We start from the raw sequence: 16,701 nt of genomic DNA on the forward strand, positions 1-16,701 counted from the left end.
GCGGCCACGGCGGCGCGCTTCCGGCTATTCCATGCCGTCGGCAGGGCGTATGCGGCGCGATTCTGTGGGTGCTGGTGGCGAGTCGAGCTTCTTCATGCCGTCTCAGGCGTTCCGGCCACGCGACGATTACGATGTGGATGACGAGGCGCTGGAATTCGGCGCCTACCGTCCCAACCGCCAGCCCGACGATCACGAATTCATCACGGCGGATGATGATTACGATCCGTGGGAGCAGTCCGAACAGGGGACAGAGCCGCAAGAACCCGTAACAGCGCAAAGCGAGGCGCGCACGGCACCTGCGCGCAGCTTTACCCCCAATTACAGCAACCAGCCGCATCCCTCGCAAGCGCCTGCCTTCGATCCCCGCTATGGCGCGGAGGTGTTCGAGGACGAGGAGTTGCCCGCTCGCGCACGCCCGCTGCAGCGCTGGGTCAATGTGGCAGGGGCACTGACCTCGGTCGCGCTGATCCTCGGTGTGGTGGTCTGGGGCTACAAGCTCGCGATGCGCGACATTCAGGGCGTGCCGGTGATCAAGGCGATGGACGGCCCCGCGCGCGTGGCCCCCGAGGATCCGGGTGGCGAGCTGGCCGAGCATGTGGGCCTGTCGGTCAATGGCGTGGCGGGCACCGGTGTGGCCGCTCCCGCGCCCGAGCGCGTAACGCTCGCCCCGCCCGAGGCCGTGCTGGCCGAAGGCGACAAGGCGATGTCCGACCTGAAGCCGATCGATGCGGCGACCGCTCCGATGGAAGCCGAGGACGCGCCCGATCAGGTCATCGTGCCGGTCCCCGATAGCGATGCCGCGCCCACGCCCGAAATGCAGAGCGCGACCCGCTCGCTGGCCGTGCCCAATGCGATCGATGAGGATGCGGCAGAAGATGCCGATATGACCGATAGCACCGCTCTGGTGGTCGATGATGCCGAAGAGGGCACGCAGGAGGCGGTGGCGCCGCCCTCGGCCGATGCGATCGCCGACACCATTCCCGGTGTGATCCGTTCGCCGCGTCCCTTGGCCCGCCCCGATCATGATCTGGTGGCCGAGGCGGTGGCCGCCTCGCTGGGCGGTGGCGGGGCGTCTGCCTCACCCTCCGAAAGCTCCGGTCCCGTGGAGATCGATGCGGGCAGCCTTCCGGCAGGCACGCGGCTCGTGCAGATCGGGGCCTTCGACAATATCGATCAGGCGCGCAGCGCCTGGGACCAGACCGCCACCCGTTTCGGCCCCCTGATGGAAGGCAAGAAGCGCGTGGTGCAAGAGGCCACCGCGGGTGGCCGGACCTTCTTCCGCCTCAGGGTGCAGGGCTTCGATGATCTGGCGCAGGCGCGCCAGTTCTGCGCGGCACTTGTCGCCGAGGGCGCAACCTGTATTCCGGCAACGGTGCGATAATGACTTCAGCCACGATCCTTGGACTGTCGGGCCTGACCCTGACCGAGACCGAGCGCGCATTTTTCCGCGAGGCGCAGCCTTGGGGGTTCATTCTGTTTGCGCGCAATATCGATACGCCCGATCAGGTGCTGCGCCTGACCTCCGATCTGCGCGAGGCCGTGGGCCGGGATGCGCCGGTGCTGATCGATCAGGAGGGCGGGCGCGTTCAGCGGATGCGTGCGCCCCATTGGCGCGAATGGCTGCCGCCGCTCGAACAGGCTGCATTCCTTGATCCCGAGCGCAGCTTCTGGCTGCGGGCGCGGATCATGGCGGACGAGCTGCGCGCCGTGGGTGTCGATAGCAATTGTGCGCCCTGCTGCGATATTGCGGGACCGCAGACGCATCCGTTCCTGCGCAACCGCTGTATGGGCGAGGATGCCGCCACCGTGGCCCGCAATGCCCGTGCAAGCGCGATGGGCTTTCTGGCAGGCGGTGTGCTGCCGGTGATCAAGCATATTCCGGGCCACGGTCGGGCCACGGCCGACAGCCATAAGGATCTGCCGCTGGTCGAGGCCTGCGCCGAGGATCTGATCGCGCAGGATTTCGCGGCTTTCCAGCCGCTCCATGATATGCCGATGGCAATGACCGCCCATATCCGCTTTGCCGCTTTCGATGATGCCCCTGCGACCCAGTCGCCGGTGATGGTCGATTTGATCCGGCAGGTGATCGGGTTTGACGGTCTGCTGATGTCCGATGATCTCTCGATGCAGGCGCTCTCGGGCAGCATCCGCCAGCGCGCCGAGGCCACGATGGCTGCGGGCTGCGATATCACGCTCCACTGCAATGGCGAACGGGCCGAGATGGAAGAGGCCGTGGTGGGAGCAGGGACATTGAGCGATGCCGCCAAGACCCGTGCCGCAGCGGCCATCGCGCGCCGCGCGATGCCCGAGGCCGTGGATATCGCGGTGCTGGAGCGGGAGCTTGCAGACCTCTTGCAGGCAAGCGGGGTCTGATGGCCACGCCCCCCAAACCCCAGGATATGCGCGTGGCCGAGCGTCTGGCCGCCGAGGCGCTGATCATCGATGTGAACGGGTTCGAGGGCCCGCTCGATCTCCTGCTGACGCTTTCGCGCAGCCAGAAGGTCGATCTGCGCAAGATCTCGGTGCTGGCTCTGGCCGAGCAATATCTGGCCTTTGTCGATCATGCGCGCGAACTGCGTATCGAGCTGGCCGCCGATTATCTGGTGATGGCAGCGTGGCTGGCCTATCTGAAATCACGCCTGCTGCTGCCGCCCGAGCCCGATGCCGAGGGCCCCTCCGCCGAAGATATGGCCGCCCATCTTGCCTTCCAGCTGGAACGGCTGGAGGCGATGCGGGATGCAGCCGCGCAACTGATGGCGCGCGACCAGCTGGGGCGCGATATCTTCCCGCGCGGGATCTCCGAAGAAGTGGTGCGGGTGAAGAAGATCACCTATTCGGCCACGCTGATGGATCTGATGCGCGCCTATTCGCGCGTGCGCACACGCGACGAGTTCCGCCCCTATGCGTTTGACCGGCGTAATATTTTCAGCCTCGAACAGGCGCTCGACCAGCTGCGCGATCTGATCGGCTTCTCGGGCGAGTGGATGGATCTGTCGAGCTATCTGCCCGAGAGCTGGCGGGTCGATCCCGCGCGCAGGCGGTCTGCGACAGCGGCCACTTTTGCCGCCTCGCTGGAACTGGCCAAACAGGGCGCCATCGAGATCCGCCAGAGCGATACCTTCTCTCCCATCTCAATCCGGAAGACATCATGAGCGATCCCGTAGAGACCATGGTCGAAGACCGCGAACCGCAGCTCTTCTCGGCCCCGCCGATGGAGGCGCAGGAGCGGATGGTCGAGGCGATGCTCTTTGCCTCGCCCGAGCCGATCACCACACGCGAGATGCAGACGCGTATGCCCGTGGGCGCGGACCCGCGCGAGGCTCTGGAGCGCGTGCGTGCCCGCTACGAGGGGCGCGGCGTGCATGTGGTGCGGGTGGGCGAAGGCTGGGCCATGCGCACCGCGCCCGATCTGTCCTTCCTGTTGCAGAAAGAAACGGTCGAGAGCCGCAAACTCTCGCGCGCGGCCACCGAGACGCTGGCGATCATCGCCTATCACCAGCCGGTCACCCGCGCCGAGATCGAGGAGATCCGTGGCGTGGCCGTCTCGCGCGGGACGATCGATCTGCTGCTGGAGCTGGACTGGATCCGGTTCGGTCGCCGCCGTATGACGCCGGGTCGTCCGGTCACATTTGTGGTGACCCAAGGATTCCTTGACCATTTCAGCCTCGAATCCGCCCGCGATCTTCCGCAGCTTGCGGAACTTCGCAGCGCCGGATTGCTTGATAGTAGACGCATGCCCGGTGAAGATGAGCCCGAGGATGACGATGACGAGGTCTCGGATAACGGTGCAGGGCAAAGCGAGATGTTCGAGGAATAGGAGCCTTAGAAATGAACCAGATCCTGCGAATGATTATGAATCAGCTGATCCGCAAAGGGGTCAATTACGGCGTCAATCGGGGGATCAAGATGGCCTCCAAACGTGGCCGCAATGCGGGCGACGACACTCCGATGACACCCGAGGAACGCGAGCGCCAGAAAAAGCTGCAGAAGATGGCAGGGGGCGCGAAGAAGCTCTCGCGCATGACCAAGATGGGGCGGCGCCTCTGAGGCTGCTCAGCTCGCCCGGAAATGTTTGGCGAGCTTCAGGCCCTGTCCCTGATAGTTCGACTTGAGATCGGCGCCATAGAGACGCTTGGGGCGCTCGGCCATGTGCTCGTAGACCAGCCGGCCCACGATCTGGCCATGTTCCAGAACGAAGGGTGCCTCATGGCAGCGCACTTCCAGCACGCCGCGCGAGCCTTGCCCGCCAGCGGCCCCATGCCCGAACCCCGGATCGAAGAAGCCCGCGTAATGCACGCGGAATTCGCCCACCATCGCCAGATAGGGTGCCATCTCGGCCGCGAAATCGGGCGGAATGGTCACCGCCTCACGCGAGACAAGGATATAGAACGCGCCGGGATCAAGGATGATCCGGCCCTCGGTCGTGCGCAGCTCTTCCCAGAACTCGGTCGGATTGTATTCACCGATCCGGTCCAGATCGATCACGCCGGTATGGGGTTTGGCGCGGTAGCCCACCAGATCGCCCGTCTCGGGGCGTAGATCGACCGAGAAGCCCAGACCGTGGTCAATCACCGCCTGACCGCTGACAAGGGGCTCCAGCATATGCAGGGCGCGCAACTCGTCATCCGAGAGTGCCGCCTGACCGCCCGAGAAACGGATCTGATTAAGCCGCATTCCCGGTCGCACTAGAACCGAGAAACTGCGCGGGCAGATCTCGGCAAAAAGCGGGCCGCTATAGCCTTCGGGGATACGGTCGAATTCGGTGCCGTGATCGGTGATGACGCGGGTCAGCAGATCCAGACGACCGGTGGAGGATTTGGCATTGGCCACCGCGCTGATGCCCTGCGGCAGCGCAAGCGATTCCATCAAAGGCACAAGATAGACACACCCCTTTTCGAGCACCGCCCCATTGGAGAGATCCATCCGGTGCATCTCGAAATCGGCAAGTTTGTCGGTCACACAGATGCCACGTCCCGCAAGGAAGGAGGCGCGCACCCGATAGGCCACAAGGCCCAGCCGCAGGTCGAGGCTGGCGGGCTGTATCTGCTCGGGAGTTACCGCGATATCGGCGGAGATCTCGCCTTTGGAGATCATCGCCTCGATGGCGCTGTCGGAAAGAACACCAATCGTCACGGGGCGGATCTCCTTCGGGAAATGTCTTTCGAAAACTGTCGGTTAGATACAGGAAAGCCCACCCCGAAGGGTGGGCTGTTCTGATGGTCGGGCCAGCGAGATTCGAACTCACGGCCTTCCGTCCCCCAGACGGACGCGCTAACCAGGCTGCGCCATGGCCCGACATGAGGCGCATATAGAGGGAAAGCGGCGCGGGGTGCAAGAGCGAAAACGAAGATTTTTCCGTCTTTTTTCATCTGCTTTCCCGGGCCCCCTAAAAACACGTCAGGGACGGATTTCGCGCGACAGTTCACGGCGCAGCGCATGCAGTTTGTCGGCGGCGCGGCGCAGGGCAACCTGTTCGGTGCGCGTCATCTGCTCAGGGCGGATCGTGGAGATTCGCGCAACGACCACCGAGATTCGGGTGGGCGGCAGATGGTCGGGTTCCTCGGCGCTGGCCTGCGGCGCCGAGATCTCGGCAAGGGCTGCGGCGCTCTGCTCGGGGCTCGGGCGGGGCGCGGGCGGCACCACGGCCTCTGCCTGCGGTACAGGGGCATCGACTGAGGCTTCGACCGGGGCTTCGACCGGGGCTGTTTCCGCTCCCCGCGCGGCGTCGTCCCCGGCAGCGGCTTCTGTTTCCGGCGCGTCGGTCTCGTCCTCGATCAGCGGGGAGAAGTCTTCCTCCTCCTCCGGCTCATCGTCGAAAAGCGGTGTCTGCGCCCAGACATCGTCAAAGCTTGGCGGCAGGTCTGAAGGGGAGGCGGCGTCGTGCATCCCGGGGGCGGCTTCGGCCGTGTCTTCGGGGACGCTGTCCATGACCTCTTCGCCGGGAAGGGGGTCAAATTCCGGCAGGAAACTATGGGGCTGATGCGGGGCGTCGTCTTCGACCGGAGCGGTTTGTGGTGCTTCATCATCTGCGGACAGCACTGGCATGCTCTCAGAAACCGCATCGGTCTCTGTGGCCTCGCGCTCTGCCAAGAGGTTTTCGGACGGGTCCATCAGCGGCTCTGCCGCCTCAAGCCGTTCCCGACCCAAATCGCTCACATGCCGGATGCCCTGTTCCTTCAGCACTTTCTGCGCGCCGCGGATGGTCAGACCGTCCTCGTGGAGAAGCTGGCGGATACCGCAGAGCAGGGCAATGTCGTCCGGACGATAATAACGGCGGTTGCCCGCGCGCTTGGTCGGCTTGATTTGCGGGAATTTCCCCTCCCAGAAGCGCAGGACATGCGAGGGCACGCCCACAATCTCGGAGGTCTCGGAGATCGTCCGGAAGGCATCGGCAGATTTTGCCATGACTTGTGAATTCCTTTCCCGAAAATCGGATATTCCCGGGCCTATATAGCATGATGCGCCCCTTGCGGGGCGCTGATCATCGGTTATGGATTATTTCGAGTTACCTTCGGCCACGCGATCCTTCATCAGATGCGAGGGGCGGAAGCTGAGCACACGGCGCGGGCTGATCGGAACTTCCTCGCCGGTCTTGGGATTGCGACCCATACGCGAGGCCTTGTCGCGGATGGAGAAGGTGCCGAAAGAGGAGATCTTCACGGTTTCGCCCGCCACGAGCGCATCGGAGACATGCTGCAGCACATCTTCGACCAGCTGGGCCGATTCATTGCGGGAGAGACCGACTTCACGGAAGACGGCCTCGCTGAGATCCATACGCGTCAGTGTCTTGGACATGGTGCCCCCTGAAGAGAATTTTCATTCAAGGATGGGCATGTCAGCCAGCAAAGTCAATATCGCCAGTGGCTTGGCAGGGATTATTGCGATATTTCGCGCGATTGTCCCGTAAAAGCCGCCCGATTACCAGCGAAGGACGGCCGAACCCCATGCCAATCCACCACCGATCGCCTCGACCACGACCACATCGCCGGTCTTCAGCTTGCCCTCGGAGGCACCGACCGAGAGGGCCAGTGGGATCGAGGCAGCCGAGGTGTTGCCATGGTCCTGCACGGTGACGATCACGCGCTCCATCGGCACGCCCATCTTCTCGGCGGTGGCCGAGATGATCCGGGCATTGGCCTGATGCGGCACGATCCAGTCGACATTCTCACCGGTCATGCCCAGCTTGCCCAAGGCGGTATGCGCGGTCTGGGCGAGCTTGGTCACCGCATGGCGGAAGACCTGATTGCCCTGCATGCGCAGATGGCCCGACTGGCCGGTGCTCGACACACCGCCATCGACATAAAGGAGTTCGCGGTAGCGCCCGTCCGAATGCAGATCCGAGGCGAGGATGCCGCGGTCATCGGAGGTGCCGGTGCCATCGGCGGCTTCGAGGATTAGCGCGCCCGCGCCATCTCCGAAGAGCACGCAGGTAGAACGGTCTTCCCAATCCATGATCCGCGAGAAGGTCTCGGCGCCGATCACCAGCACGCGCTCGGCCTGACCCGACACGATCAGCCCGTTGGCATTGGTCAGCGCGAAGATGAAGCCTGCGCAGACAGCCTGCACATCATAGGCAAAGCCGTTGGTCGAACCGAGACCGGCCTGCACCATGGTGGCGACAGAAGGGAAGGTGAAATCGGGAGTGGATGTTGCCACGACGATCGCATCGATCTCGTTGGCTTCCATCCCGGCACTTTTCAGCGCGGCCTCAGCGGCCTTGACCGCCAGTTGCGAGGTGGTTTCCCCTTCGGCGGCGAAATGGCGCCGCTCGATGCCGGTCCGCGAGCGGATCCATTCATCGGACGTCTCGAGCGTGGCCTCGAATTCTGCATTCTCAACAATGCGTTCGGGCAGGTAATGCCCGACACCACGGACCACGGCTCTGATCGTCATAGGGTTACTCGTTTTTATAAGTGGCAGCGTCGGTAGTTGCGGCATCCTGCCCAAGGGGGAGGTCACTTGCAACCCGCGCCGCGAGTCTTTCAGCAAAGCCCGAAGCGGCCAGACGTGCCGCCAGATCGATGGCGGCTGCCACCCCCAGCGCATCGGCCGAGCCATGCGATTTCACCACTGTGCCGTTCAGGCCGAGGAAGACCCCGCCATTGGCACGACGTGGATCGATCCTTTCGGACAGGCGTTTGAGCGATTTCATGGCAAGCATCGCGCCGAGTTTGGACATCACCGAAGAGGTCAGCGCCTCCTTCAGAAGACGCCCCGCAAGCTTGGCGGTGCCCTCGCCGGTTTTCAGGGCGATATTGCCGGTAAACCCGTCGGTCACGATCACGTCAGCCTTGTTCGACGACAGATCACTGCCCTCAACAAAGCCTACGAATTCGAAATCACCGCGCTCTTGGGCATCACGGCACAGGCCATAGGCCTCGCGGATCTCGGCGCGGCCCTTATGTTCCTCGGTGCCGACATTCAGCAGGCCCACACGCGGACGCTCGATATTGAGCGCGTTGCGGCAATAGGAGCTGCCCATCAGCGCATAGGTCAGAAGGTCGGGCGCATCGGCTTTGATGTCGGCGCCCATATCGAGCATGACGCACCAGCCCGCCGTATTCTGCGAGGGCCAGAAGCTTGCGATGGCCGGACGGTTGACCCCCGGGAGTTTGCGCAGACGCAACATCGACAGCGCCATCAGCGCGCCGGTATTGCCGCAGCTCACGGCAACCTGTGCAGATTTCTCGCGCACGGCATCGACGGAGGCCCACATGGAGCTGTCCTTGCCATTACGCATGACCTGGGAAGGCTTGTCCTCCATCCGCACCACGTCTTTCGCGTGGCGGATGGTCACAATATTCTCCAGACCGCGTGCCGCAACGAGGCTGCGAAGCTCCGCTTCGGGGCCATTGAGCAGGAAGCGCAGATCAGGAGACTTCTTCGCGGCGCGCGCGATACCGTCGACCACGACAGAGGGGCCATGATCGCCCCCCATCGCGTCGACAGAAATGACGATAGCGCCGGATTGCTCCGGCGCTGCGGTCGCATCGCGACCCTGCGTCACAGCAGTCGTATCCTGCCCTGCGTCCAGCGACTGGTCTTGCCGGTTAAGCATGCCGATAGCTGTATCGTCGGGCAACGCGGCTTATGCCGCGTCGTCGTCAAGATCGACTTCGTCAGCAGCTGCGACGACTTCACGGTCGTCGTAGTGGCCGCAAGCGCCACAAACGTGGTGCGGGCGCTTCAGCTCGCCGCAGTTCGGGCATTCAGCCGGATTTGCAGCGACAAGTGCGTCATGCGCGCGGCGCATGTTGCGGCGGGAGCGCGTGACTTTATTCTGAGGGACAGCCATGTCTCAACCTCGGATGTTAGGGGGCGCATCGCCCGCGGTGATTGGCCATATGGCCTTGATTTTCCTAGGTTTCACGGGGTCTCCACAAGGGACGACTCTGGTGTGAACCCAAAACTCGAATGAGGCCGGGAACATACTGCGATTTTCCCAGCGTGCAAGCCCTTTATTGAGGCGGTGACGCAGAAAATTCGCGGCAAGGTCCGGCCTGCCCATAGAGAGGGCAGAATGATCGTGCGATGCTCCGTCCTTCGGGGGCTTGGCCCCTGCCGTTCGGCCTTGTGGAAGGGCCGGGATTCGCGCGTTCACCGCCCGCTTACGCGTTTCCGCCCTTTTTGTCCATCAAAGCCTTCAGGTTTGCGAAAGGTTTGAGATCCGCGTCGCGTAAAGGTGCCTCGCCGGGCTTGGTAACGACGGTCTCGCCCAGTTCCACACCTTCCTTGCGCGGATAGAGCGGCAGGCCCAGCTCGAAGGCCTCGAGTGCCACATGCGCCAGATCGATCACAGCAGGCAGGGCCTCGGCACTGTCATCCTCGGGGATCTCCGATTCTTCTGCCGTGGGCTCGACCCAGTCACGCAGGTAGCGGCGGCTGACCGATTCCCGCACCTCGCCCGGCACCGGCTCGAGCGTGATGACGCAAGATTGCGTGATCTGGGCGATCAGTTTGCCGGTCAGGATGAAATCATGCTTGCCGGCGGGAGCAAGCTCGCCCTTGAACATCAGCGTCCCGACCGAGACGATATCCGCCCAGTCGGCGATGGCCTTGCGCTGCGCCTTGTCCGGCGAGATTTCGAAGCGCAGGGGCTTGCGTGCATTAAGGTCTTTTACCGTCACCGGATGGGACCAAGGCATTTCGAGTGGCGTGCCGTCTGTCATGACGCGTGTCCTTCTATGGGGGCTGTCCGGCAGGGTCGGGCAGCCTTTCGGGTCTGTTATCGGCCGTGTGCGGCGGAGGGTACGCCCCCCGAGCGCCGCAAAGGCGGGTTGTTTTCTCCGGCAATTTCCGGCACCAAGCATCCTATAACCTTGCGGTTACGGTCTTGAGGGCCGTGTGCAGGTATTGTAATCGAGATAAAAGGCCAATGGCCGCGAGGCAAGGGGGATACAGTGAGCATTGGTTTCGCACCGCGCCGCCTGATACAGGGGGCAGCCCTTTGTGCAGTGATCGGGCTTGGCGCATGTTCGCCTATCTATCGCAATCACGGCTATGTGCCGACCGACGAGGACCTGTCGCAGGTGAAAGTCGGCCAGACGACCAAGGAAGAGCTCGATACACTTGTCGGGCGTCCCAGCTCTTCGGGCGTGCTGGAAGGATCCGACTGGTATTATGTGGGCTCGCGCTGGAAGCGGATGGGCTGGAGCGCGTCGAAAGAGATCGACCGTCAGGTGCTGGCTGTCAGCTTCACCCAGTCGGGCGTTGTTTCCGATATCGAGCGCTACTCGCTCAAAGACGGTCATGTGGTCTCGCCGACCCATCGTGTGACCGAAGCGAATGTGAAGGGCATCGGCCTGATCCGCCAGCTTCTGGGCTCGGTGGGCCGCATGGATGCGGGGTCGCTCCTCGGGGATAATAGCCCGAGCAACTGATCTGCTCTCCGGTTGCGGGTTTTACGAAACGCGTCGCATCTGCGGCGCGTTTTGCATTTTCGCCTGTAGTGTGGCGCGAAAAGCGACGCGGGGCGGAGTGGCGGGGTATATGACGCGTTTTCTTCACGCGCGAAAGCTAGTCTTGGAGTAGTATGGACGCAGGACGGTCAGGGCCGTGAGGCGGTATCGGAGGCATGGATGAGCTATTCGCTGATGAGGGGGCGCTATCTGGCGCGGCTGGCAGGCTCGGCGGAGGATCTGGCGGCTGTGCAGGCGCTCAGGGGGCTGTGTTTCCGGGGGGCAGGGGCGGTGGATGCCGATGCCTATGATGCGATCTGCCAGCATGTGATGATCGAGGAGAGCGGCTCGGGGCAGCTTGTGTGCTGTCTGCGGCTTTTGCAGCTCGCCTCCGGCGCGCAGATCGGGCGGAGTTATTCGGCGCAGTTCTACGGGCTGGATCCTTTGCGGGCCTATCCTGCGCCGATGGTCGAAATGGGGCGGTTCTGTATCCATCCCGAGCATCATGACGCCGATATCCTGCGTGTGGCATGGGGGGCGGTTACCCATTTTGTGGACGAGGCGCAGGTGGGGATGCTGTTTGGATGCTCGTCGTTCAAGGGGACCGACTGGCGCGCCCATGCCGATAGTCTCGCGCATCTGGCGCAGGGGTATCTGGCGCCGGCGCGCTGGCTGCCGCAGGTCAAGGCTGGTGCAGTGGTGCCCTATGCCCGCGCGCTCTTGGGTGTGGCAGGGGACCGGAAACAGGCCCTGCTGCGCATGCCGGCGCTGCTGCGCAGCTATCTGGCGATGGGGGGATGGGTGTCCGATCATGCGGTGATCGATCCTGATCTGGGCACGCTGCATGTGTTTACCGGTCTCGAGATCGCGGCCATTCCGGCAGCCCGTGCCCGGGCCTTGCGGGCTGTGGCGGGCTGAGGGGGAGGGGCGCTGCCCCTCTTGGGGCTTTGCCCCAATTCACCCCGGGATATTTATGGACATTGGAAGAGGGCCGCCGTGCGAAGGGTGATTGACCTTTGCGCGACGCGTGATTAGCTGCGCCTTATGGCACGTGCACCTATTTTACAGCTTTCCGATATTTCGCTGGCCCATGGCGGCGATCCCGTGTTCGACGGTCTCGATCTTGTTGTCCAGCAGGGCGACCGTGTGGCGCTTGTGGGCCGCAACGGCACCGGCAAGTCGACGCTCATGAAGGTCATGGCGAAGCTTGTCGAAGCCGATCATGGCGATGTGGTGATCCCGCCGGGGATCTCGGTCGGCTATATGGAGCAGGAGCCCGATCTGTCGGGCTATGCGACATTGGGCGAATATGCGGCCTCGGGGCTCGATCCGGCCGAGAGTTACCGGGTCGAGATGGTGGCCGAGGGGCTGAAGCTGAACATGGAGGCCTCGCCCGAGACGGCCTCTGGCGGCGAGCGCCGCCGTGCCGCTCTGGCGAAACTGCTGGCCGAGGCGCCCGAGTTGATGCTTCTGGACGAGCCGACCAACCATCTTGATATCGAGGCGATCGGCTGGCTGGAAGAGGAGCTGAAATCCACCAGAGCCGCTTATGTGGTAATCTCGCATGACCGGGCCTTCCTGAAGGCGCTGACGCGGGCGACCCTGTGGATCGATCGCGGGAAAGTGCGGCGCCTGGAGCGCGGCTTCGAGCATTTCGAGGAATGGCGCGAAGAGGTTTGGGCGGCCGAGGACGAGGCACGTGCCAAGCTGGACAAGAAGATCAAGGTCGAGGCGAAATGGGCCGTGGAGGGGATTTCCGCACGGCGCAAGCGCAATCAGGGGCGTCTTCGGGCATTGCAGGATATGCGCGCCGAGCGCTCGAGCCAGATCAAGCGGCAGGGCGTGGCCGCGATGGAGATCGATTCGGGCAAGGCCTCGGGCAAGCGCGTGATCGAGGCCAAGGGCCTGACCAAGGTCTTTGGCGGCAAGACCATCGTGGAGGATTTCGACCTGCGGGTCCTGCGTGGCGACCGGATCGCCTTTGTCGGCCCGAACGGGGTGGGCAAGACCACGCTTCTGAAAATGCTGATGGGGCAGCTTGAGCCCGATGCCGGCACGATCACGCTGGGCACCAATCTGGAGATCGCGATTTTCGACCAGACCCGCGCGGCGCTCGATCCCGAGCAGACGCTGTGGGAGGGACTGGTGAACGACCCCGATATGGCGGTGCGCGGGGCATCGGATCAGGTGATGGTGCGCGGCACACCCAAACATGTGGTGGCCTATCTCAAGGACTTCCTCTTTGACGAGGCCCAGGCGCGCGCGCCGATCAAATCGCTTTCGGGTGGCGAGCGGGCGCGGCTTTTGCTGGCACGGATTATGGCCAAGGCCTCGAATGTGCTGGTGCTCGACGAGCCGACCAACGATCTCGATGTGGAGACGCTTGATCTTCTGCAGGATATTCTGGGCGATTATGACGGCACCGTTTTGCTGGTGAGCCACGATCGTGATTTCATCGACCGGGTGGCCTCGACTACGATCGCGATGGAGGGCAATGGCCGTGCGGTGGTCTATGCCGGTGGCTGGAGCGATTACCGCCACCAGCGCTCGCTGACCGCGGCGGAGGAAAAGGCCGGCACCAAGCCTTCGGCATCCTCGACCAAGCCAGCTGCGGCCGCCGCCGGGTCTGCCGCCGTATCCGCCGCGAAACCGGAGGCCAAGCTGAGTTTCACCGAGAAGCACCGGCTGGAAGAATTGCCGAAAGTCATTGAACGGCTCGAGGCCGAGATCGCCAAGCTGGAGGAGTTTCTCTCGGCGCCCGATCTCTTTGCCAAGGAACCGGTGAAATTCCAGAAAGCCACCGATGCGTTGGTCGAGCGGCAGGATGCCTTGTCCAGTGCCGAGGAGGAATGGATGGAGCTGGAAGAGAAGGCTCAGGGCTGAACGGACCGCAAACGGGGGAGCCTGACAGAGCATGGCCCGGAAAAGTGATGACAGGGCGGGAATTGTCGCCTTGTCAGATGCGGGTCCGGCGACTAGCTTTCACAAACTGTTGAGCCTGTGACCTTTGCCCCGAGTGAGTGAACGAGACGACCATGCAAGCCCCGCTGCACCCGCGTGAAGCCGAGCGCCTGAAGGCGCTGCGTTCTTATGATATCGTCGATACCGAATTCGAGGCGGAATTCGAGGAAGTTGTCGATTTCGTGCGCGAGGTCTGTGATGTGCCTGTGGTGCTGATCTCTCTCGTGGAAGAGGATCGGCAATGGTTCAAGGCAAAACGCGGGCTGGAAGCTGCCGAGACGCCGCGCGAGCAGGCGATCTGCGCGTATACCGTGCTGCAGGACGACATCCTCGAGATCGAGGATACGCTGGCAGATCCGCGGACACAGACCAATTGTCTGTGCACCGATGATCCCGATCTGCGGTTCTATGCGGGGATGCCATTGATCACCAAGGACGGTCTGGCTATCGGCAGCCTTTGCGCGCTCGATCACCGTCCGCGTGTGCTGAGCGATCTGCAGCGCCAGACTCTGCGGGTGATGGCGCGTCAGGTGATGGCCCAGCTGGAATTGCGCCGCACGCTGCGGCTTGCGCGCGAGTTGCGCGGCGAGGTGGATCATCGCGTGAAGAACTCGCTGCAATCGCTGGCGGCGCTGGCGTCGATCAAGGCGCGTAACGTAGCCTCCGACGAAGGGCGGGAGGCTTTGCGCGCGATCCAGCGCCGGATCCAGACGGTCGCGATGCTGCACGAACAGCTCTATCGTTCCGACAGCGGTGCGGCGGTCAATCTGGGGGTCTATCTGACGGATGTGGCGCGCTATCTTGAAGGGCAGACGCCCGACCGCGTAAGTATCGCCTGCGAAACCTGCGATCTGGCTGTGGTGGCCGAGCAATCAGCGGCCTTGGGCACGCTGGTCAACGAGTTCGTCGCCAATTCCATCAAACATGGCTATCCTGACGGGCGTCGCGGCAATATCCGTGTGGTTCTGCGTATGCTTGGCCCCGAGGATGCTTCTCTCGAGCTGTCCGATGACGGGGTCGGGTTGCCGGAGGGGGGCGTGAAACGCAAAGGATTGGGGCTGCAGATCATGGAGGCCTCCGCGGCGCAGGCTGCCGGAACCTACGAGATCGTGCCGGTCGCGGCGGGCTTTGCGGTGGCGGTCCGCTTCCGGCCGCGCGAGACCCGCGATCCGGTCTGACCGCCTGTCGGGCGCGCTCTGTCGCGCTACGGTTGACTTACGGTCTGTGATCTTGCATAAGGCGCCAACCCGGCATGATTCTGTCTGCCGGGTTTATCATTGTCATCGCTCCGAGAGGGGCGCGCTGTCCGAAGGCGGCCTCACGGCCAAGGAACTCCGCAAGGGGCCATAGGACGCGGAAACGTAAAGGAAGACGCGATGTTTGCGGTCCTCAAGACTGGCGGCAAGCAATACAAGGTTCAGGCGGGCGACGTGCTCCGCGTGGAACTGATTGCAGCCGAAGCTGGCGACAAAGTCCAGTTCAATGAAATTCTGATGGTTGGCGGCGACAATCTGGTCGTCGGCGCGCCCTTCGTCGAAGGTGCAGCCGTTCAGGCCGAAGTGATCGATTCGATCAAAGCCGACAAGGTCATCACCTACCACAAGCGCCGCCGGAAGCACTCCTCGCAGCGTACCCGTGGTCACCGCCAGAAGCTGACGCTGCTGCGCGTCACCGACATCGTCGCCTCGGGCGCAGATGCTTCGGTCAAAGAAGCTGTTGGCACCGCCGTCGCACGTCGTGCGGCTCACGAAACCAAGTAATCAGGGGAGTTAACCACCCATGGCACACAAGAAAGCAGGCGGTTCGTCCCGTAACGGTCGCGATTCCGCAGGTCGTCGTCTTGGCGTCAAGCTCTATGGCGGTCAGGCAGCTATCCCGGGCAACATCATCGTGCGTCAGCGCGGCACCAAAGTCTGGGCCGGCGAGAACGTCATGATGGGCAAAGACCACACCCTCTTCGCCGTTGCCGAAGGCAAGATCGAGTTCAAGAAGGGCCTCAAGGGCCGCACCTTCGTCTCGGTTCTTCCTGTTGCGGAGGCGGCCGAGTAAGCCGACCTTTCCGTCATACGGAACATCGAAAGGGGATCGGCATCTGCCGGTCCCCTTTTTCTTTTCTGCATTGTGGAGGAGCAATGCGGGAAAACCTGCCGAATACTCTTGCGCAAGTCGGTTTGTCCGACGGGGTGACGTAAGGTCTTCATATGATTTTTACCTTGGCATACTAATTGCCATCTCTCGCCCCGAAAATGGATTAAACTCAGGGGCATCACGGAGGACGACATGTATCAGGAAGCGATCCCTGACCAACCTGTAATCGAAGCCGGAAGGTTCATCCTGCGCCCGCTGCGCAAATCCGACGCGGGCCTCATGACCATGTATACTTCGGACAAACGTGTCGCCTCTGGCACCCGCGCCATTCCGCATCCGCTGCCACCGGGCGCCTCCGAGCAGTTCATCGCGCGGATCCTTGGCAAACAGGGCGACGAGGATGTCTGGGCCATCGACGGTTCGGCACAGGGCTCCAGCGAATTGCTGGGCGTGGTCTCGCTGACCCGCATCTCCGAGACGCAATCCGAAGTGGGCTTCTGGCTCGGCGCGGGCTTCTGGAATGCGGGCTATGCTTCCGAAGCGGTGCAGGCCATCGTCGATGCGAATCCGCATGGCGCACGCACCCTTCTGGCCGAGGTGTTCCAGGACAATCCCGGCTCGGGTCGCGTCGTAACAAATGCGGGCTTCGAATATCTGGGTGATGCCGAAAGCTGGTCGGTGGCGCGTAATGCCTCGGTGCCGACCTGGACCTATCTGCGGAAAATGGCCTGACCCATGATCGGGACGCGCCAGG

General features: G+C 63.1%; 19 protein-coding genes and 1 tRNA gene. 12 read left to right on the forward strand and 8 right to left on the reverse strand.

The annotated features are described in order from the left end of the window. Positions 1-49: 49 nt before the first annotated feature. The 5 genes from WDB91_RS08830 to WDB91_RS08850 are packed head-to-tail and all read left to right on the forward strand — an operon-like array spanning position 50 to position 4,047. The gene (locus WDB91_RS08830; protein ID WP_339112203.1) at positions 50-1,381 is read left to right on the forward strand and encodes an SPOR domain-containing protein; all 1,332 of its coding nucleotides are present in this window, start codon (positions 50-52) and stop codon (positions 1,379-1,381) included. After that, complete coding sequence (locus WDB91_RS08835) at positions 1,381-2,373, forward strand: glycoside hydrolase family 3 N-terminal domain-containing protein (RefSeq protein WP_339112204.1); 993 nt, start codon at positions 1,381-1,383, stop codon at positions 2,371-2,373. The genes WDB91_RS08830 and WDB91_RS08835 overlap by 1 nt, the downstream gene beginning before the upstream one ends. After that, on the forward strand, positions 2,373-3,152 hold the full coding sequence (locus WDB91_RS08840) for a ScpA family protein (protein ID WP_339112205.1): 780 nt from the start codon (positions 2,373-2,375) through the stop codon (positions 3,150-3,152). The genes WDB91_RS08835 and WDB91_RS08840 overlap by 1 nt, the downstream gene beginning before the upstream one ends. After that, complete coding sequence (scpB, locus tag WDB91_RS08845) at positions 3,149-3,817, forward strand: SMC-Scp complex subunit ScpB (RefSeq protein ID WP_339112206.1); 669 nt, start codon at positions 3,149-3,151, stop codon at positions 3,815-3,817. Before WDB91_RS08840 ends, scpB begins: the two co-directional genes overlap by 4 nt. 11 nt (positions 3,818-3,828) lie before the next feature. After that, the gene (locus WDB91_RS08850) at positions 3,829-4,047 is read left to right on the forward strand and encodes a hypothetical protein (protein WP_339112207.1); all 219 of its coding nucleotides are present in this window, start codon (positions 3,829-3,831) and stop codon (positions 4,045-4,047) included. Positions 4,048-4,053: 6 nt separating this feature from the next. Here WDB91_RS08850 and WDB91_RS08855 read toward each other — a convergent pair whose 3' ends face one another. From WDB91_RS08855 to WDB91_RS08890, 8 genes are all read right to left on the reverse strand, one after another. Next, entirely contained in the window at positions 4,054-5,094 is a 1,041-nt protein-coding gene (locus WDB91_RS08855; RefSeq protein WP_339114489.1) for a 2'-deoxycytidine 5'-triphosphate deaminase, read from the reverse strand. Between the two features lie 123 nt (positions 5,095-5,217). Further along, a tRNA-Pro gene (locus tag WDB91_RS08860) sits at positions 5,218-5,295 on the reverse strand. Positions 5,296-5,397: 102 nt separating this feature from the next. After that, positions 5,398-6,405 carry a MerR family transcriptional regulator gene (locus WDB91_RS08865; protein WP_339112208.1) on the reverse strand — a complete coding sequence of 336 codons (1,008 nt, stop codon included), beginning with the start codon at positions 6,403-6,405 and terminating at the stop codon, positions 5,398-5,400. A gap of 90 nt (positions 6,406-6,495) precedes the next feature. Further along, on the reverse strand, positions 6,496-6,795 hold the full coding sequence (gene ihfA, locus WDB91_RS08870; protein WP_339112209.1) for an integration host factor subunit alpha: 300 nt from the start codon (positions 6,793-6,795) through the stop codon (positions 6,496-6,498). A gap of 123 nt (positions 6,796-6,918) precedes the next feature. Continuing rightward, a complete protein-coding gene (locus tag WDB91_RS08875) occupies positions 6,919-7,893 on the reverse strand; it encodes a beta-ketoacyl-ACP synthase III (RefSeq protein ID WP_339112210.1) in 975 nt (324 codons plus the stop codon). Positions 7,894-7,897: 4 nt separating this feature from the next. After that, positions 7,898-8,938, reverse strand: coding sequence for a phosphate acyltransferase PlsX (gene plsX, locus WDB91_RS08880; protein WP_339114490.1), 1,041 nt, complete (start codon positions 8,936-8,938; stop codon positions 7,898-7,900). Between the two features lie 150 nt (positions 8,939-9,088). Continuing rightward, a complete protein-coding gene (gene rpmF, locus WDB91_RS08885) occupies positions 9,089-9,295 on the reverse strand; it encodes a 50S ribosomal protein L32 (RefSeq protein WP_339107683.1) in 207 nt (68 codons plus the stop codon). 313 nt (positions 9,296-9,608) lie between these two features. Beyond that, the gene (locus tag WDB91_RS08890; RefSeq protein WP_339112211.1) at positions 9,609-10,169 is read right to left on the reverse strand and encodes a DUF177 domain-containing protein; all 561 of its coding nucleotides are present in this window, start codon (positions 10,167-10,169) and stop codon (positions 9,609-9,611) included. Positions 10,170-10,400: 231 nt separating this feature from the next. On the opposite strand from WDB91_RS08890, the gene WDB91_RS08895 reads away from it, so the two are divergent. The 7 genes from WDB91_RS08895 to WDB91_RS08925 all read left to right on the forward strand — a co-directional run bounded on the left by WDB91_RS08895 (position 10,401) and on the right by WDB91_RS08925 (position 16,679). After that, complete coding sequence (locus WDB91_RS08895) at positions 10,401-10,880, forward strand: outer membrane protein assembly factor BamE (protein ID WP_339112212.1); 480 nt, start codon at positions 10,401-10,403, stop codon at positions 10,878-10,880. A 198-nt stretch (positions 10,881-11,078) separates the two neighbouring features. Next, positions 11,079-11,816 (forward strand): GNAT family N-acyltransferase, encoded by a 738-nt coding sequence (locus tag WDB91_RS08900; RefSeq protein WP_339112213.1) that lies wholly within the window; start codon positions 11,079-11,081, stop codon positions 11,814-11,816. 126 nt (positions 11,817-11,942) lie between these two features. Further along, entirely contained in the window at positions 11,943-13,781 is a 1,839-nt protein-coding gene (locus WDB91_RS08905) for an ATP-binding cassette domain-containing protein (RefSeq protein ID WP_339112214.1), read from the forward strand. 152 nt (positions 13,782-13,933) lie between these two features. Beyond that, positions 13,934-15,037 carry a histidine kinase dimerization/phosphoacceptor domain -containing protein gene (locus tag WDB91_RS08910; protein WP_339112215.1) on the forward strand — a complete coding sequence of 368 codons (1,104 nt, stop codon included), beginning with the start codon at positions 13,934-13,936 and terminating at the stop codon, positions 15,035-15,037. Between the two features lie 198 nt (positions 15,038-15,235). Beyond that, positions 15,236-15,619 carry a 50S ribosomal protein L21 gene (gene rplU, locus WDB91_RS08915; RefSeq protein ID WP_339112216.1) on the forward strand — a complete coding sequence of 128 codons (384 nt, stop codon included), beginning with the start codon at positions 15,236-15,238 and terminating at the stop codon, positions 15,617-15,619. A 19-nt stretch (positions 15,620-15,638) separates the two neighbouring features. Further along, complete coding sequence (rpmA, locus tag WDB91_RS08920; protein WP_339112217.1) at positions 15,639-15,908, forward strand: 50S ribosomal protein L27; 270 nt, start codon at positions 15,639-15,641, stop codon at positions 15,906-15,908. Between the two features lie 231 nt (positions 15,909-16,139). Further along, positions 16,140-16,679 (forward strand): GNAT family N-acetyltransferase, encoded by a 540-nt coding sequence (locus WDB91_RS08925; protein ID WP_339112218.1) that lies wholly within the window; start codon positions 16,140-16,142, stop codon positions 16,677-16,679. Positions 16,680-16,701 lie beyond the last annotated feature (22 nt).

Origin of the sequence: Thioclava sp. GXIMD2076, assembly GCF_037949795.1 — a bacterium.
GTDB classification, from domain to species: Bacteria; Pseudomonadota; Alphaproteobacteria; order Rhodobacterales; family Rhodobacteraceae; genus Thioclava; species Thioclava kandeliae.

Bases quoted from the DNA above. Each gene is read 5' to 3' on its own strand.
- WDB91_RS08830 (WP_339112203.1), top strand. From the start codon at position 50: ATGCGGCGCGATTCTGTGGGTGCTGGTGGCGAGTCGAGCTTCTTCATG.
- WDB91_RS08835 (WP_339112204.1), top strand. From the start codon at position 1,381: ATGACTTCAGCCACGATCCTTGGACTGTCGGGCCTGACCCTGACCGAG.
- WDB91_RS08840 (WP_339112205.1), top strand. From the start codon at position 2,373: ATGGCCACGCCCCCCAAACCCCAGGATATGCGCGTGGCCGAGCGTCTG.
- scpB (WP_339112206.1), top strand. From the start codon at position 3,149: ATGAGCGATCCCGTAGAGACCATGGTCGAAGACCGCGAACCGCAGCTC.
- WDB91_RS08850 (WP_339112207.1), top strand. From the start codon at position 3,829: ATGAACCAGATCCTGCGAATGATTATGAATCAGCTGATCCGCAAAGGG.
- WDB91_RS08855 (WP_339114489.1), bottom strand. From the start codon at position 5,094: ATGATCTCCAAAGGCGAGATCTCCGCCGATATCGCGGTAACTCCCGAG.
- WDB91_RS08865 (WP_339112208.1), bottom strand. From the start codon at position 6,405: ATGGCAAAATCTGCCGATGCCTTCCGGACGATCTCCGAGACCTCCGAG.
- ihfA (WP_339112209.1), bottom strand. From the start codon at position 6,795: ATGTCCAAGACACTGACGCGTATGGATCTCAGCGAGGCCGTCTTCCGT.
- WDB91_RS08875 (WP_339112210.1), bottom strand. From the start codon at position 7,893: ATGACGATCAGAGCCGTGGTCCGTGGTGTCGGGCATTACCTGCCCGAA.
- plsX (WP_339114490.1), bottom strand. From the start codon at position 8,938: ATGGGGGGCGATCATGGCCCCTCTGTCGTGGTCGACGGTATCGCGCGC.
- rpmF (WP_339107683.1), bottom strand. From the start codon at position 9,295: ATGGCTGTCCCTCAGAATAAAGTCACGCGCTCCCGCCGCAACATGCGC.
- WDB91_RS08890 (WP_339112211.1), bottom strand. From the start codon at position 10,169: ATGACAGACGGCACGCCACTCGAAATGCCTTGGTCCCATCCGGTGACG.
- WDB91_RS08900 (WP_339112213.1), top strand. From the start codon at position 11,079: ATGAGCTATTCGCTGATGAGGGGGCGCTATCTGGCGCGGCTGGCAGGC.
- WDB91_RS08905 (WP_339112214.1), top strand. From the start codon at position 11,943: ATGGCACGTGCACCTATTTTACAGCTTTCCGATATTTCGCTGGCCCAT.
- WDB91_RS08910 (WP_339112215.1), top strand. From the start codon at position 13,934: ATGCAAGCCCCGCTGCACCCGCGTGAAGCCGAGCGCCTGAAGGCGCTG.
- rplU (WP_339112216.1), top strand. From the start codon at position 15,236: ATGTTTGCGGTCCTCAAGACTGGCGGCAAGCAATACAAGGTTCAGGCG.
- rpmA (WP_339112217.1), top strand. From the start codon at position 15,639: ATGGCACACAAGAAAGCAGGCGGTTCGTCCCGTAACGGTCGCGATTCC.
- WDB91_RS08925 (WP_339112218.1), top strand. From the start codon at position 16,140: ATGTATCAGGAAGCGATCCCTGACCAACCTGTAATCGAAGCCGGAAGG.